This is a genomic window from Pseudomonas sp. SJZ074 (genome assembly GCF_007828215.1).
Lineage (GTDB): Bacteria > Pseudomonadota > Gammaproteobacteria > Pseudomonadales > Pseudomonadaceae > Aquipseudomonas.
On record NZ_VIUE01000036.1, the window covers coordinates 17931 to 33980 of the forward strand.

At 60.9% G+C, this 16050-nt stretch carries 17 protein-coding genes; 4 read left to right on the top strand and 13 right to left on the bottom strand.

All coding sequences use genetic code 11. The features are described from left to right. Positions 1–293 precede the first annotated feature (293 nt). Positions 294–1022 (top strand): UTRA domain-containing protein, encoded by a 729-nt coding sequence (locus tag FBX99_RS25650; protein WP_047700546.1) that lies wholly within the window; start codon positions 294–296, stop codon positions 1020–1022. Here the strand turns inward: FBX99_RS25650 and FBX99_RS25655 are convergent. From FBX99_RS25655 to minC, 6 genes are all read right to left on the bottom strand, one after another. Next, positions 1014–1196 (bottom strand): hypothetical protein, encoded by a 183-nt coding sequence (locus FBX99_RS25655; RefSeq protein ID WP_144929641.1) that lies wholly within the window; start codon positions 1194–1196, stop codon positions 1014–1016. The genes FBX99_RS25650 and FBX99_RS25655 overlap by 9 nt on opposite strands. Before the next feature lie 137 nt (positions 1197–1333). Further along, on the bottom strand, positions 1334–2623 hold the full coding sequence (locus tag FBX99_RS25660; RefSeq protein WP_144929640.1) for a M18 family aminopeptidase: 1290 nt from the start codon (positions 2621–2623) through the stop codon (positions 1334–1336). Between the two features lie 203 nt (positions 2624–2826). After that, positions 2827–3462, bottom strand: coding sequence for an RluA family pseudouridine synthase (locus FBX99_RS25665; RefSeq protein ID WP_144929639.1), 636 nt, complete (start codon positions 3460–3462; stop codon positions 2827–2829). A 177-nt stretch (positions 3463–3639) separates the two neighbouring features. After that, positions 3640–3894: a cell division topological specificity factor MinE gene (gene minE / locus FBX99_RS25670; protein ID WP_007960071.1), complete on the bottom strand. Its 255-nt coding sequence runs from the start codon at positions 3892–3894 to the stop codon at positions 3640–3642. After that, positions 3894–4706 carry a septum site-determining protein MinD gene (gene minD, locus FBX99_RS25675; protein ID WP_024779631.1) on the bottom strand — a complete coding sequence of 271 codons (813 nt, stop codon included), beginning with the start codon at positions 4704–4706 and terminating at the stop codon, positions 3894–3896. Before minD ends, minE begins: the two co-directional genes overlap by 1 nt. Before the next feature lie 201 nt (positions 4707–4907). Further along, the gene (minC, locus tag FBX99_RS25680; protein WP_145133323.1) at positions 4908–5645 is read right to left on the bottom strand and encodes a septum site-determining protein MinC; all 738 of its coding nucleotides are present in this window, start codon (positions 5643–5645) and stop codon (positions 4908–4910) included. Between the two features lie 118 nt (positions 5646–5763). Between minC and FBX99_RS25685 the strand changes: the two genes are divergently transcribed. Then, positions 5764–6696, top strand: coding sequence for a lipid A biosynthesis lauroyl acyltransferase (locus FBX99_RS25685; protein WP_144929637.1), 933 nt, complete (start codon positions 5764–5766; stop codon positions 6694–6696). 36 nt (positions 6697–6732) lie between these two features. After that, positions 6733–7893 (top strand): patatin-like phospholipase family protein, encoded by a 1161-nt coding sequence (locus tag FBX99_RS25690; RefSeq protein WP_145133326.1) that lies wholly within the window; start codon positions 6733–6735, stop codon positions 7891–7893. 123 nt (positions 7894–8016) lie between these two features. Here the strand turns inward: FBX99_RS25690 and FBX99_RS25695 are convergent, their stop codons facing one another. From FBX99_RS25695 to puuE, 6 genes are all read right to left on the bottom strand, one after another. After that, on the bottom strand, positions 8017–8802 hold the full coding sequence (locus FBX99_RS25695) for an outer membrane protein OmpK (protein ID WP_144929635.1): 786 nt from the start codon (positions 8800–8802) through the stop codon (positions 8017–8019). Between the two features lie 260 nt (positions 8803–9062). Then, the gene (locus FBX99_RS25700; protein WP_145133328.1) at positions 9063–10364 is read right to left on the bottom strand and encodes a urate hydroxylase PuuD; all 1302 of its coding nucleotides are present in this window, start codon (positions 10362–10364) and stop codon (positions 9063–9065) included. Positions 10365–10416: 52 nt separating this feature from the next. Continuing rightward, positions 10417–10920 carry an ureidoglycolate lyase gene (locus tag FBX99_RS25705; RefSeq protein WP_047698874.1) on the bottom strand — a complete coding sequence of 168 codons (504 nt, stop codon included), beginning with the start codon at positions 10918–10920 and terminating at the stop codon, positions 10417–10419. Positions 10921–11041: 121 nt separating this feature from the next. Then, the gene (gene alc / locus FBX99_RS25710) at positions 11042–12037 is read right to left on the bottom strand and encodes an allantoicase (protein ID WP_144929633.1); all 996 of its coding nucleotides are present in this window, start codon (positions 12035–12037) and stop codon (positions 11042–11044) included. 63 nt (positions 12038–12100) lie between these two features. Continuing rightward, on the bottom strand, positions 12101–12616 hold the full coding sequence (gene uraD, locus FBX99_RS25715; RefSeq protein WP_145133329.1) for a 2-oxo-4-hydroxy-4-carboxy-5-ureidoimidazoline decarboxylase: 516 nt from the start codon (positions 12614–12616) through the stop codon (positions 12101–12103). Then, the gene (gene puuE, locus FBX99_RS25720; RefSeq protein ID WP_144929631.1) at positions 12613–13539 is read right to left on the bottom strand and encodes an allantoinase PuuE; all 927 of its coding nucleotides are present in this window, start codon (positions 13537–13539) and stop codon (positions 12613–12615) included. The genes uraD and puuE overlap by 4 nt, the downstream gene beginning before the upstream one ends. A 412-nt stretch (positions 13540–13951) precedes the next feature. Between puuE and uraH the strand changes: the two genes are divergently transcribed. Further along, the gene (gene uraH, locus FBX99_RS25725; RefSeq protein WP_144929630.1) at positions 13952–14305 is read left to right on the top strand and encodes a hydroxyisourate hydrolase; all 354 of its coding nucleotides are present in this window, start codon (positions 13952–13954) and stop codon (positions 14303–14305) included. Between the two features lie 95 nt (positions 14306–14400). Here the strand turns inward: uraH and FBX99_RS25730 are convergent, their stop codons facing one another. Further along, the gene (locus FBX99_RS25730; protein WP_145133331.1) at positions 14401–15756 is read right to left on the bottom strand and encodes a hypothetical protein; all 1356 of its coding nucleotides are present in this window, start codon (positions 15754–15756) and stop codon (positions 14401–14403) included. Positions 15757–16050: the final 294 nt, after the last annotated feature.

Genomic DNA, 16050 nt, shown 5'->3' on the forward strand with positions numbered 1-16050 from the left:
AGCAATACCTGAGCCAATGTAGGCGAGCCCTGTGACATTTTGATGTCGGCAGTGGATGCACCGACACCGAGTCGGTTCGCGCGCAGTGACTGATAGCTAAGCGTAGACCATGGTTAAACGGCTGATATGAAAGGACTTGGCTGCAAATTTGCACGGCTGAGCATCGACCGTTCGGCGGTTCTGTCATCTGTCAGTCATGTGCAGTGCCTAGGCTTACAGAGATGGAAAATGGCTCGATGCATGACCGATTCCGCCCCGAAACAGTGCTGGTCTAGTCCAGATAGGTAACGCTGATGCGCATTGAGACAACCAAAGCGGTGACAACCATCGGCCAGGTCCTGCAGGAGCAGCTTGACCATGGGTTGCTGGCTCCCGGCAGCAAGTTGCCGGCCGAGCGCAAGCTTAGTGAGTTGTTCGGCACCACGCGCATCACCGTGCGCGAAGCCTTGCTGCAGCTCGAGGCCCAAGGGCAGATCTATCGCGAGGAACGCCGAGGCTGGTTCGTGTCGCCGCCACGCCTGGCCTATAACCTGATGCAGCGCAGCCATTTCCACGCCATGGTGACCGCCCAGGGACGGGTGCCTTCTACCCAGGTGATCTCGGCCCGTCTGCAACCGGCTTCGGCGGCGGTGTGTGCCTGGCTGCAATTGCCGGCCTTGTCGAGTGTGATCCAGATCTGTCGCGTACGGCGCATCGACGAGCGGCTGGTGCTGTATGTCGAGCATTACCTGAACCCACAGTATTTTCCCGACATCCTCGGGTTTGACCTCAACCAGTCCATGACCGAGTTGTACGCCCGCCATTACGACCTGCACTACGGTCGGGTGAAATTCGAAATCGTGCCCACGTCCCTACAGCCCGAAGCCGCGGCGGCGCTGAAGGTCTCGGTGGGCAGCCCCGGGTTACGGATCGCCCGGGTCAATTATGACCAGCATCAGCGGCTGATCGACTGCGACCTGGAGTTCTGGCGACACGATGCGATTCATGTCGGCGTGGACGTGCTGGAGGCGGCGTCAGATTGACTGGTTGAGTTTGGCCATGATCCTGAACAGTACGGTGGCGAGAATCAGCAGCATGCCGATCCACATGGCGAAGACCCCGACATTCTTGTCACGAAAATTGAAGCCGATGGCCAGCAGGATCATCCCGGCGAGGATGGGCACCAGCATGGCATGGAAGATGGACGAGGGAATCATGGTGACGGCCTTGTCGGGGGCGATAAGGTCAGTCTAGTTGGGTTTTGTGTGAGGTCGCGATGAGCTTGACCCAACGCTGTTGTGACGGGAGTTATCTGTGGCAAGGGGATAAATCCCCTCGCCACAAGGGATGGTAATCAGGGCAACTCCCGGCTGGCGTAGAACGCACTCAACACTTTCACCAGGTGCGCCAGGTCATGGCTGCCGCACAGCTCGCGGATCGAATGCATGGCGAAGGTCGGCAGGCCGATGTCCACGGTGCGCACGCCCAGCTGGCTGGCGGTGATCGGGCCGATGGTCGAGCCGCAGCCCATGTCGCTGCGCACCACGAAGCTCTGCACCGGCACTTCTTCGGCCATGCACAGGTGGCGGAAGAAGCCGGCGGTTTCGCTGTTGGTGGCGTAGCGCTGGTTGCTGTTGACCTTGATCACCGGTCCGGCGTTGAGCTTGGGCCCGTGGTTGGCGTCATGTTTATCGGCGTAGTTGGGGTGTACGCCGTGGGCATTGTCCGCAGAAACCAGCAGGGATTTCTGAATGGTCCGTACGAACTCTTCCCCTTCCGGCAGCAGTCGACGCAGGGTCTGTTCCAGCATCGGGCCGTCGGCACCGCAGGCCGAGCAGGAGCCGACTTCCTCGTGGTCGTTGCATACCAGCACGCAGGTTTCTTCCGAGTCGGCGTTGAGCAAGGCTTGCAGGCCGGCATAGCACGACAGCAGGTTGTCCAGGCGCGCGCCGGCAATGAAATCGTCATGCAGGCCGATGATTGCGGCGCTCTGGGTGTCGTAGAAGCTCAACTCGTAATCGAGTACCACATCGGCGTTCAGGCCGTGTTCGCGGGCTAGCTGGTCAGTGAGCACGGCACGGAAGTCGACGCGCTCGTCGCCGGCGAACTGGGCGAGGATCGGCGGCAGTTCGTTCTGCGGGTTGATGGCCCAGCCCTGGTTGGCTTCGCGATTGAGGTGGATGGCCAGATTCGGAATCGTGGCAATGGGCGCCTTGAAGTCGATCAGCTGGCTTTCGACCTTGCCGTCCCGGCGGAAGGTGACGCGCCCGGCGAGGGACAGGTCGCGGTCGAACCACGGCGCCAGCAGCGCGCCGCCATACACTTCCACCCCCAGTTGCCAGAATCCGTGACGTTGCAGCTCAGGCTGGGGCTTGACCCGCAGGCAAGGGCTGTCGGTGTGGGCGCCGACCAGGCGGATGCCGTCGTGTAGCGGTGCGTTGCGACCCAGCTTGAAGGCAATGATCGAAGAGTCGTTGCGCGTGACGTAATAGCGACCGTTGGCCTCGGTGGCCCAGGTCTCGCGTTCGTCGAGGCGCTGATAACCCGCCGCCTCCAGACGTTGGGCAAGGCTGGCGGTGGCATGGAACGGGGTAGGGGAGGCCTTGAGGAAGTCGATCAGGCCCTGGTTCAACTCTGCGCGCATAAATAGCTCCAGACAGCAATGGGCGGGAGTTTACCGTATTGGGGGGCGATGGGGAGGATGGCAGGCAGGCAACAAATTGTGTTTGTCGCGCAACCTTTGTGGGAGCGGGCTTGCTCGCGAAAGCATTGGATCAGCCAGGATTGATGTGACTGACACTGCGCTTTCGCGAGCAAGCCCGCTCCCACAAAAGTATGTGGCGTATTTCAAAACGGCGCCGGGCACTCGAAGCGCAGGCGTTCGCCGCTTTGCGGGTGGGTGAAGCTGAGCATGCTGGCGTGCAGGCACAGGCGGGGCCAGGCGGCCAGGGCTTGCGGGTGGGCATAAAGGCCGTCACCCAGGAGTGGATGGCCGATGGACAGCATATGCACGCGCAACTGGTGCGAGCGTCCGGTGATGGGGGTCAGCTCGACCCGGCACCAATCGCCACAGCGTTCCAGCACGCGCCAGAAGGTCAGGGCGTGTTTGCCGTGCTCATGGTCGACCACGTGACGAGGCTTGGTCGGCGGGTCGTAGCGCAGGGGCAGATCGATGCTGCCGCTGTCCAGTTCCGGTTGGCCCCAGCACAACGCAGTGTAGGCCTTTTCGGTTTCCCGGTCATGGAACTGACGGGACAGTTCACGATGGGTGTCCGGATCCCGGGCCAGCAGGATGATCCCCGACGTTTCCCAATCCAGTCGGTGCACGATTCGTGCTTCCGGATAGCCGTTTTCCTGCAGGCGGGTGATCAGGCAGTCCTTGTTATCGTCGGCCCGACCGGGCACCGACAGCAGCAAGGTCGGCTTGTCGACCACGAGAACGGCGGCGTCCTGATGAATGATGTGGATGTTGGAAAGGGGCATTGAAAACAGTCTCGGTACAAACGCCAACGGCGGCTCGGGCCCATCCCTGTGTGGAGCGGGCTTGCTCGCGAAAGCGGTAGTTCGGACACATTGTCATTGAATGTGCCGCCGTCTTCGCGAGCAAGCCCGCTCCCACAAAGGGCGAGGCCCGAGCCGCCGTGGCTCCCGCTGGATCGATCAGCGATCCGGCAGGGTGATATTGAGTTCCAGAATCGAGCAGCTACCCTGGCTTTCCAGTGCGACATGGACGTCATCGTTACCGATATTGACGTACTTGCGGATCACTTCGACCAGCTCCTTCTGCAAGGAGGGCAGGTAGTCCGGGGTGCTGCGTTGGCCGCGTTCGTGCGCCACGATGATCTGTAGACGCTCTTTCGCGACCGAGGCGGTACTGGGCTTTTTGTTGGCACGAAAGAAGTCAAAAAGGTTCATTACCTACCTCCAAACAGGCGCTCGAAGAATCCCTTCTTCTCGACGTTGAGGAACCGGTGTTCCAGGTCTTTGCCCAGCAGGCGGTCGACTGTATCGCTGTAGGCCTGGCCGGCGTCGCTCTGGTCGTCGAGGATCACCGGGACGCCCTGGTTGGAAGCCTTGAGCACCGCCTGGGATTCCGGGATCACGCCGAGCAGGCGTACCGCGAGGATTTCCTTGACGTCTTCGACACCGAGCATTTCGCCCTTTTCCACGCGCTCCGGGTGGTAGCGGGTGATCAGCAGGTGTTCCTTGATCGGCTCCTCGCCCTTCTCGGCGCGACGGGATTTGCTCGCCAGCAGGCCCAGCATGCGGTCGGAGTCACGTACCGACGACACTTCCGGGTTGGTCACGACAATCGCTTCGTCAGCGAAGTACATCGCCAGGTGGGCACCTTTCTCGATACCGGCCGGGGAGTCGCAGACCACGAACTCGAACTGCTCCTTGAGCTCCATCAGGACTTTTTCCACGCCTTCCTGGGTCAGCGCGTCTTTGTCGCGGGTCTGGCTGGCGGCCAGCACGTAGAGGTTCTCAAGGCGCTTGTCCTTGATCAGAGCCTGTTGCAGGTTCGCTTCGCCATTGACGACGTTGACGAAGTCATAGACCACGCGCCGCTCGCAACCCATGATCAGGTCCAGATTACGCAGGCCGACGTCGAAGTCGACGATGACAGTCTTGTGGCCGCGCAGTGCGAGGCCGGTACCGATAGCGGCGCTGGTGGTGGTCTTACCCACACCACCCTTGCCGGATGTAACCACGAGAATCTTGGCCAAGGTGTTTCACCCCTAAGGAAAAAGGACGTTGTCGGTCCCTGAAAAACATCTCTTTAAAACTGCTGCAATTGGACAGGCTTGGCTGGAATAGGACACGGGGCCGGGTTTACCTCCGGTAAACACTGCCTGATCCTTTTTCCTGCGTCGTTTTTAGCCGTTTTCGCTAGTTTTAGAGATGTTTGGAAAATGCGGCAGTATCCGTTAAAGCCGAATGATGTTCAACACGTCGCCCGACAGGCTGACCTGGACGCCGGCCCCCCACAGCGGGTCGCGGCGTAAATCTTCGGAAACCTTGTACTGCCCTGCGATGGAGAGCAGTTCAGCGCTCAATTGCTGACAGAAGATCCTGGCTTTCGTGTCGCCCTTGACACCGGCCAGCGCGCGGCCGCGCATCGGACCGTATACATGGATGTTGCCATCGGCCAGAAGTTCCGCGCCCGGGCTGACCGAGGACACCACCACCAGATCGCCACCCTGGGCATAAATCTGCTGTCCGCCGCGCACCGGCGAGGTAATGACCCGGGTCGGCTTGATTTCGGGCTCCGGTGGTTTTTCCAGTTTTTTGGCCGCTTCGGCCGGGACCGGTTCCAACAGGCGCTCCCGGGCGCCGGACGGCGGCAGCACTGGAATGTCCACGGCGATGGCGGCGGCGATGTCTTCAATGCGGCTGGCGCGGATGGCCAGGGTGCGCAGGCCGTGCTGGCGGCAGACGCGCATCAGGCCCGGCAGGTCCACCGAGCCTTCGTGGGCCGGCAACTTGTCCAGTGCCAGCACCAGGGGGGCATTGCTGAAGAAATTCGGCGCCTGGGCGACTTTGGCCGAAAGCTGCCGGTCAAGGCCCTCCAGGTCATTGCGGGCCAGCTCCAGCACCGTAATGGCGAGCATGCTGCCCTTCAGCTGGAACACGGGATCTTGGTCTAGCGATTCGGTTTGGCTCATGGTCGGCGTACAACGGCTTGTCACTGAAAGTGCCGAGACTTATAACGAGATCGTCCGCGAGCCGCAAGCCGGGTCGAACGATGTAGAATGCGCGGCCCATGTCTTTATGGAAGCTGTAATGGATCGCCCGCGTTTTCGAAGTGCTTTCTTTCACCCGCGTTTCTGGCTGCTATGGTGCGGCCTGGGGCTGTTGTGGCTGATCGTTCAGTTGCCTTACCCGTTGCTGTTGCGGGTCGGTCGTGTCCTGGGGGCGCTGATGTACCGGGTGGCCGGCGACCGACGGCGCATCGCCAGGCGCAACCTGGAGCTGTGTTTTCCACAAAAATCCGCGGCGGAACGCAAGCGTCTGCTCAAGGAAAACTTTGCCTCCACCGGTATCGCCTTCTTCGAAATGGCCATGAGCTGGTGGTGGTCGCGTTCGAGGCTGGCCAAGCTGGCTCATGTGGAAGGTCTGGAACATCTCAAGCAGGCCCAGCGCGAGGGCAAGGGCGTGATCCTGATGGCCCTGCATTTCACTACGCTGGAAATCGGCGCGGCCTTGCTTGGCCAGCAGCACACCATTGACGGCATGTACCGTGAGCACAAGAATCCGCTGTTCGACTACATCCAGCGTCGGGGCCGTGAACGGCACAATCTCGACTCCCTGGCGGTGGAACGTGAAGATGTGCGTGGCATGCTCAAGTTGCTGCGTGCCGGCCGGGCGATCTGGTACGCGCCGGATCAGGATTACGGCGCCAAGCAGAGTGTGTTCGTGCCGTTGTTCGGCATCCAGGCGGCCACGGTGACCGCCACCAGCAAGTTCGCCCGCCTCGGCAAGGCGCTGGTGGTGCCGTTCGTCCAGGAGCGCCTGGCCGATGGCAGCGGCTATCGTCTGGTGATCCAGGCGCCGTTGGACGATTTTCCAGGTGAGACCGAGGAAGCCGATTGCATCCGTATCAATCGGTGGGTAGAGCAGTCGGTGAGCGACTGTCCCGAGCAATACCTCTGGGCCCACCGGCGTTTCAAGAGTCGTCCGCCGGGCGAGCCGAAGCTGTACGGCAAGCGCGGTTGAGCCAGCAGTTCCCATCCCTGAGCACGGAGTGTTGCGATGATCCCAGCTGAACCGGTCACAGGTTTGATTCTTTCCGGCGGCGGGGCTCGGGCGGCATATCAGGTGGGGGTATTGGCGGCAATCGCCGAATTGTTGCCGGACGAGGCGCAGAACCCGTTTCCGGTGATCGTCGGCACCTCGGCAGGGGCGATCAATGCAGTCAGCCTGGCGAGCGGGGCGATGCACTTCAAGACGGCCATCGAGCGGTTGACTGCGTTCTGGCAGGCGGTGCGAAGCCATCAGGTCATGCGCAGCGACTGGTGGGGGGTTATTGCCCAGGCGAGACGTTTCCTTGGCCATGGCCTGCTCGGCCTAGGCGCCAGGTTGCCGGTGGCGCTGATCGACAGCTCCCCGCTGCGTGAGTTGCTTGAGGCACAGTTTCAGGCTTCGGGTATCGAGCAGGCCATCGCAGAACATCAATTGCGTGCAGTGGCGGTGACTGCGTTCGGTTATGAGTCCGGCCAGGCCGTGACGTTCTACCAGGGGCGCGGGACCATTGATGCCTGGTTGCGCCACCGTCGGATCGGCGTGCCGACGGTGTTGTCGGTCGAGCATCTGCTGGCCAGTTCGGCGATTCCTCTGCTGTTCGCGCCGGTCAAGATCGGCCCGCAGTATTTCGGCGACGGTGCGGTGCGCCAGTCGGCGCCCATCAGCCCGGCGTTGCACCTGGGGGCGAATCGGGTGCTGGTCATCGGAGTCAGTGGCAACCCCCGTGGACCCGCTGCGGCGGAGCCGGTGGCGCGCAGCTATACCGGTCTGCAACCGACCCTGGCGCAGATCGGCGGGCACTTGCTCAACAGTACCTTCATCGACAGTCTGGAAAGCGATATCGAGTTGCTTCAGCGTCTGAACGGGTTCAGTCATTTGCTGCCCGATGATGTGCCAGCCCACACCCTGGGCGCGGCACCGGTAGACGTGCTGGTGATTTCGCCGAGCCAGCCGATTGACGAAATCGCCGCCCGCCATCGCCAGGAGCTGCCCCGTGCGCTACGGCTATTCCTGCGCGGGCCGGGCGCGACGAAGACCAGCGGCGCCAGTGTGTTGAGTTATCTGCTGTTCGAGGCGGGGTATTGCAACGAACTGATCGAGCTGGGTCGCCAGGATGCGCTGGCCCAACGCGAGGAGTTGCGGCGGTTTTTGGGGTTGGCTCAGGGTTGATGCCCACTGAGCCATCGCCATCGCGAGCCTGCTCGCGATGGCGGCTTATCATTCAACATCAACGCCGACTGACCCACCGCTTTCGCGAGCAAGCCCGCTCCCACATGGCTTGCTGTGGATCAATCAGAAATGATACTTCAGCAAGAAGCTCGTATTGCTCTGGTTGGTCTTGAACCCTTCGTTGTCCTCGATCCCGTATTTGTTCTTCCAGTAGTCATATTCCACACCGATATACAGCTGCTTGGCACCCAGGTTCAGCGCCTTGCCCAGGTCATACTTGATCTGCGGGTTGATGTGCAGGTTGGCGTGGGAGGTACCCTTGGCATTGCTGTCGTTGTCCACCACCCAGTCGATGAAACCGTCGATCAGGATGTCGGATGAGCCCACGGGAATCGTATATGCCCAGACCGGGGTGATCTGCCAGACGTTGTCGCCAGCGCGTGGGCCTTCGGTCTGGCGGTTGTAGAAGTTCAGCTGGAAGTAATCGAAGCCAGGGATGGCCAGGTCGAAGCCCGGGCCGATCAGATAGGACTCGTTGTCGCCTTCACCGAACTCATAGGTCATGGCCAGCAGGACGTCCTTGATCGGTCCCGCTTCCAGTTTCTGGTCGAAGATCTTGCCGAACGACAAACGCGGGCTGAACTCGCCATAGTAGGTGTTCGGTCCCGACTGGCCGTCCTCCTTGCCGTTGTAGAAAATCCGGTCGAGGAAAAAGAAGTTATCGCCGTATTTCCAGGCATCGGCGTGTTCGAAGGTCACCGTCTGCTGGATGCGCGGGTTGACCTGGAAATCCTTACCGTACAGGTAGGTCAGGCTATTGTTCTGCCATTGGAACAGATCGTCGGCCATGGCCTGGCCGCCGGCCAGCAAGGATCCTGCGAGTGTCAGGCAGGTGCACGTACGTTTCATTCGGTTTGCTCCCAAGGTAAGTGGTACCGCTTTTTTGTCAGCGCTCTGGTGTGGCGCCTTTTTTCTCCAGTAAAACATCCGTTCGGTCAGGTTTTTGCTTGTGGCAAATCCTGGTGGCCGAGCCCAGGGAAAGATTCCCGAAGGGCTCGTTCAGCTGTCTGGAGCAATATTTGTCGAGATGCAGGGAGTGGCTGACAGGCGACCGGGTCGCCTGTCAGGTAGTGCGTGTAACGGGTTCAGTCGGACTGGGTAGGGGGGGCTCAGTTGGTCGGCGCGCCCTGGGTAATCCACGCGCCGATCAGGTCCCGTTCCTGTTGGGTCATCTGGGTGATGTTGCCCAGGGGCATGATCTGCGTGGTCACGGCCTGGGCCTGGATACGCGCGGCCTGTTGCTGGATCTGCTGTGGCGTATCGAACATCACCCCGGCCGGTGCCGCGCTGAACAGCGGACTGGTGGGCTTGGCCGAATGGCAGACCGAGCAGCGTTCCTGAATCACGCTGTGCACCTTTTCGAACGAAGGGCCCTGGGCGTTGGCGGCCTGGGCCGGCGCTGCGGCAGGTTGTGCCGGCGCGGTTTGCGGCTTGGCGCCACCGCCCACGGCGGTTTCCGGCAGTGGCTGGTACTCGATGACCGCTGGTGCCTTGGCCACGTCGGGGGCGGTAGACACAGGCTTGGGCCCGGTGACATACGCCAGGCAGATCATCGCCAGGGCGCCGACTGGCAGCGTCCAGGCAAACCGGTTGCTGTCGTGACGGGTGTTGAAGTAATGACGCACCAACACCGCCGCCACCGCGATCCCGGCGAGGATCAGCCAGTTGTACGGGCTGCCGTAGGTGCTCGGGAAGTGGTTGCTGATCATGATGAACAGCACCGGCAGGGTGAAGTAGTTGTTGTGGCGCGAGCGCAGCAAGCCCTTGGCCGGCAACGCCGGATCGGGCGTGCGGTTCTCGGCGATGGCGGCGACCAGCGCACGCTGTGCCGGCATGATGATACGGAACACGTTGCCCACCATGATCGTGCCGATGACTGCCCCGACATGCAGGTAGGCACCGCGACCGCTGAACACCTTGCTGAACCCGTAGGCCGCGGCGATCAGCAGCACGAACAGGATCGCACCGAGCAGGGCCGGGCGCTTGCCCAGGGCCGAGTCGCAGAGAAAGGAATAGACGAACCAGCCGACGAACAACGAGCCGATGCCCAAGGCGACGCCTTCGGGACCGCTCAGGCCGCTGCCGGGGGCCAGCAGGTAGACGGTCGGGTTCCAATAGAACACCACGCACAGCAAGGCGATGCCCGACATCCAGGTGAAGTAGGCTTCCCATTTGAACCAGTGCAGGTTGTCCGGCATGGACGGTGGCGCAAGTTTGTATTTCTCCAGGTGGTAGATGCCGCCACCGTGGATCGCCCACAGGTCACCGGCCAGGCCGCTCCTGGGGTTGACGCGATTGAGGTTGTTTTCCAGCCAGACGAAATAGAACGACGCGCCGATCCAGGCCACGCCAGTGATCATATGAACCCAGCGGATGCTCAGGTTCAGCCATTCCAGCAAATGTGCTTCCACAGTCGTTACCTCTCGCCCGTCACGCTTGTTCTCGCGTGATCGGACGCTTCTCTTATTGGTGGGGATCGAGGATCAAACACTCATCCTCTTCAAAGAAATGCTCATCGCAGTTATTGCCTGTGCCACTGCGATCAACCACCAGGAAGTCATCCCGCTTTTCGATCGTCAGCACCGGGTGGTGCCAGACGCCGCGATGGTAATTAATGCCCTGCCTGCCGTTGGTGACGAAGGCGCGGACCAAGCCTGATACAGGTGCATCGCCAAGTGGCGCGACCACGATCAGAAAGGGGTTGCCGAGCAGCGGAATGAACGCCTGGCTGCCCAGCGGATGGCGCTCCAGCATGCGCACGGTCAACGGCATCTCCAGTGCGTCGGCGCGGAAAATGCTGATGATCGCCTTGTCGTCCGGCGTGGCGGTTTCAACCGTTGCCAGGCGATGGAAGCGCATGGTCGAACCGTTGTTGATCATGAAGTGATCGCTGCCGTCGGTTTCGATCACGTCACCGAAGGGGGCGAAGGCTTCTTTGGTCAAGGGTTCGATCTTGAGTGTGCGCATGCTGGTCTTCTTAATCCAAAATTTTGTGTTGTTTGTTCTGGCGCCTTCGCGAGCAAGCCCGCTCCCACATTTGAAATGCATTCCCCTGTGGGAGCGGGCTTGCTCGCGAAGGGCGCGCCGCTTACTTCGCGACCTTGCCCAACACCCGCAGCCGACTCACGCCCCCATCCGGGAACACATTCAGGCGGATGTGGGTAATCGGGCCCAGGGCCTTGATCTGCTCGGCGAAGGTGTGTTCCGCGTGCATCTCCAGTTTCTGGCTGGGCAACAGCTCGCGCCAGAACAGCGACTGGGTTTCGATCTGGCTGTCGGTGCCGCCCTTGACGAAGGCACCCTGGATCGAGCAGCTGTCGGGGTAGTTACCCTTGAAGTGCAGGGTGTCGACGATGATTTTCTCGACCTCGCCAGCATGGCCCAGGGCGACGATGACCCAGTCGTTGCCTGGCGTGCGGCGGCGGGCGGTTTCCCAGCCGTCGCCCATATTGACGCCACGGCCCGGGTTGAGGATGTTGCTCATGCGCCCGAAATGTTCGTCGGAGCATGCCAGGGCACGACCGCCGTTGAGGGCGGCAGCCAGGTCGATCTGTTCGTTGTCGCCGACGGCCGACCAGTCGCGATACGGGATGCCGTAGACCCGCAACCGGGCCACGCCGCCATCGGGGTAGATGTTGAAACGCAGATGACTGAAGGCCTGGTCGTTGCTGATTTCGTGGTAGTGGTGGCTGTTGCCTTGTAGCTCGACGGCCGACAGTACTTCGGTCCACTGGGTGTTGTCGTCCGGTTCGCCCTCGGCCAGGAAGCAGGCTTCCAGGGACGCCGACGGTGGATAGTTGCCGGTGAAGAATGAAGTGTCGATGTCCACGCCCTTGATCGAACCCGGTACGCCCAGGCGAATCACGGCGCTGTCGTAGCCTTCGAAGCGCTTGCGACGCGACTCCCAGCCGTCCATCCACTTGCCGTTGTCATCGAACACGCCTTCCTTCCACACGGCCGGCGTTGGTTGGAACAGACGGTTGGCATCGGCGAACCAGTCATCGGTGACGCTGATGATCTTCGTGCCGAGACGGGCGTCGGCCAGGTTGACGAACTTCTCGAAAGGTACGGCGTAAGCTTTCATTCTTCTTGTCTGCCTTTAATAAGTTGGCTGGGGATGCTTGCAGGCCTGGACTCAGGCTGCTCGCTAAAGGGTCAGTAGTCGGAACAGCGCGATCTTGTTGATCTCCGCCAGCGCGCATTTGAACTCGGTGTCCACCGGGTTATGGATGCGGGTTTCGAACGCCGCGAGGATCTGGTGCCGGTTGCTGCCTTTTACCGCCATGATGAAGGGAAACTTGAACTTGGCCTTGTAGGCCTCGTTCAGCTCGGTGAAGCGTTGAAACTCTTCGACCGTGCATTGGTGAATACCGGCGCCGGCCTGTTCGTTCGTGCTGGCTTCGGTCAGTTGGCCCTGGACGGCGGCTTTGCCGGCCAGGTCCGGGTGAGCGTTGATCAGTGCCAACTGACTGGCATGGTCGGCGCTCAACAGGATGTCGCTCATGCGCTGGTGCAGGGTTTCGATCTCGTCGATCGACGGGTCCTGGCCCAGGTCGAAGGCCTTTTCGGCGACCCATGGCGAGTGTTCGTAGATGTCGGCGAAGGCATCGACGAACGCCTCGCGGCTCAAAGTCGACGGCTTGAGGGTCTGGAACGCGGTCATTGGGCGGCTCCAGGGTGCGGATGGGTCTGCTGCCAGTGGCGGGCGATGTCGACGCGACGGCTGAACCAGACCTGCTCATGGCCCCTGGCGTACTCGAGGAAACGCTTGAGGGAGGCGAGGCGGGCAGGACGGCCGATCAGGCGGCAGTGCAGGCCGATGGAGAGCATCTTCGGCGCCTCGGCACCTTCGGCATACAGCACATCGAAAGCATCCTTGAGGTATTGGAAGAAGTCGTCGCCGTTGTTGAACCCCTGTACCTGGGTGAAGCGCATGTCGTTGGTATCGAGGGTGTACGGAATCACCAGGTGCGGCTTGCCGTTGGGGGTGTTCGGTTCCCAGTAGGGCAGGTCGTCGTCGTAGGTGTCGCTGTCATAGAGAAAGCCGCCTTCTTCCATCACCAGCCGGCGGGTGTTGGGGCCGGTGCGGCCGGTGTACCAGCCCAGCGGGCGTTCGCCGGTGATCTCGGTGAGGATGCGGATCGCTTCGAGCATGTGCTCGCGTTCCTGGGCTTCATCCATGTATTGGTAGTCGATCCAGCGATAGCCGTGGCTACAGATTTCGTGACCGGCGGCGACCATGGCGCGGATCACGTCCGGATGGCGCTGGGCGGCCATGGCCACGGCGAAGATGGTCAGCGGGATATCGAATTGCTTGAACAGCTTGAGGATCCGCCAGACACCGGCGCGGCTGCCATACTCGTACAGTGACTCCATGCTCATGTTGCGCTCGCCTTGCAGCGGTTGCGCCGCGACCATCTCGGAAAGGAACGCTTCGGACTCCTTGTCGCCGTGCAGGATGTTGCGCTCGCCGCCTTCCTCGTAGTTGAGTACGAAGGACAGGGCGATGCGGGCATTGCCCGGCCAGTGGGGATGGGGAGGGTTACTGCCGTAACCGATCAGGTCGCGTGGGTAGTCAGCGCTCACTGCAGTCTTCCTTCTTGTTCGTACCATGTAGGTGGCGCCTGGGCGATGAGGCACAAGCTGGCGTCACGACGATGGGTTGATTGTATACAACTTTATGCGCGATTTGTAAGCCCGTTTTTCTGCATTTTTCATCACCCCCCTGAATGGTCCTACACTGCAAGAAATCTGCCGGTTTGGTCAATTAATCATTAGAAGAGCCGTGTATCCTTTGGTCTGGTTCGAACCTGAGCTTAAGGGCGAGCGGGCAAAGGGCAGGGCAGGTGTGTGTTTTTTATTGTGTACAATTTCTATTTAAAGTGTCTTAATTCGTCCATCGCCGCGGTGTTTCATGCTCTGAAACGGTGCGGCTTGTCTTTCAACTGATTCAGGAGGCGTCGGGCCGGGCTGCCCAGCAGCGAGGCGCGCACAATCAATGGGACGTTTGACTACTCACGTTTTGGATGCTGCACACGGCTGCCCGGGCAGCTCGATCAAGATCGAGCTGTACCGCGTGGAAGGCCCACAGTTGCACCTCGTCGCCAGCGCGTCGACCAACAGCGATGGCCGTTGCGATGCGCCGCTGCTGCAAGGGGAGGACTACCGTTCGGGGGTCTATCAACTGCAATTCCATGCCGGCGATTACTACCGCGCCCGGGGCGTGCAATTGCCCGATCCGGCCTTCCTTGATGTGGTGGTGCTGCGCTTCGGCATCTCGGCCGAGCAGGAGCACTATCACGTGCCCCTGCTGATTTCGCCTTACGCTTATTCAACCTATCGCGGCAGCTGACCCCAGGCGGCCGCTTGCTCCTGGAAGCGCCTGCGCATGGCGCGTCCTTGGTTTTTTTGCCCGCTCACACTGCGGGCTTTTTTTCGCCTGCCCGTTTACAGCCGGGCATTGTCGTCCCGGATGATAAAGACGGTGTCGGCGTAGCCTGGCAGGATCTGGGAGCCGCCCTTGAGCCAGATGATCTTGTTGGCCGCATGGGCGTCCTTGACGGCTTGCGCGGCGGCGTCGCCGACCTGGGTTTCCAGGTTAATGCCGGTCGTGTTGGGGTTGGTGTGGGTGGGCAGGGACAGCTTCGGGATCCGAGTGCGGTGCAGGCTCATGAAAAACAGATAGTCGTGCCCTGCGCGCCGAAATACCAATGCCGGAAAACTGTTGAAGTTGTTGGGCCCCATGACCGTATAGCCATTGCGGCTCAGAAGGCCGGCCATGAAGCGTTTGAAGTCCACTGTCGAATAGGTCGAGAGGAAGAAATCCCACTGTCGTCGGAATCGCATGGGGTCGAAATCCAGCCGACTCAAGGTGCCCGTCGTGGACGGGAAGGGCAGTTCGATTGCGCGCGAGGTGCTCGTAACGCCTGAAGAGGTTGGAAGAGTCGGAAGCATCAACAATGGATCGCTCCATTGCGGGTGCGGCGAAGGGGTACCCTGTTGCCAACTGTGAAAAATCTGCCTGAGGGCGGTCAGCCCCGCTGCGTCAGCGTAGGTCGAGCTGTTGACCAGTTCGAATTGCTTTCTGGCGATGTTCTCCAGGGTGACGGTCGTGACCTCCGGGAAAACGTCCCTGACGTAAGCCGTCAGTGGCTTTTCGAAGGGCAGCCTGGCGTCGATCTCCCAGTGATTATCCGGCGGAACGCGTATGACAGCCCTGGGTTGCTCGTCAGGCGTATGCCTGAGGATGGCCTCCAGCACGTCGAAATCATAGGCGGGATGGCTGGGAGGCTGGATGTAGGTGATCGGGTAATCTCGCGCTTGCATGCGGGTCATCACCTTGTAGTGAACATCGTTCACGGTGATGAAGTGCGGCCGTGTCAGCGTGGGCTCGAACGCCCAATCCCGTCTGAATACCGCCGGGCTTTGTACAGCGGCTTCACTTTGTGCGGGCGACGTCGTGCGCTGGCGTTTGGGCGCGCTGGCTTCGGACGATTCATCGTCCGACAGGCTGTGGAGGGTAATGGTCTGAGGGGAGTCACTGCTGTCTGGCTCGACCAGCTGGGGAGCCCGCCGCCACAGGAGACTGTCTTCCACTTGTTCCAGGCGTGGTCCGGAGGCAATAAGCTCGGTGCTCAATCGCGCCCGGTAGTTCTGTTCGGCATCGCGCCCCAGCAATACCGTTGCACCGTCTTCAAGCTCGACGTATGTGCGTGTCCTGAACGTCCGGATGCCAGAGGTCGGGTCTGGCGCCGATAACAGGGGGACCAGTTCGGGTGAAAGGTGGTAATTGTCCAGTGACACCGGGGCGGCTTCTCCTTGGGCGGCCCCCTGTTGGGGAATTTCAGATACCTGGAAGGTCGTGGGCTGGGATTCAGGCGCTTCGGTGTGTCTTCCCGACGGCGAGACGGATGCCTGGCCCGTTCCTTCCGTCCTCATGGGACTTCTGGGCGAACTTTCCGGCGTTGTATCGCGACTGGTACGGGATGTCTCGGAGGACGAAGTTGAAACATTGGGTCGGGTGTTTTTTCTTGGACTCATTGAATGTTCGGCTCTTGAATATCAATAATGAATATGACTTGTAACGGGTGGCTGATT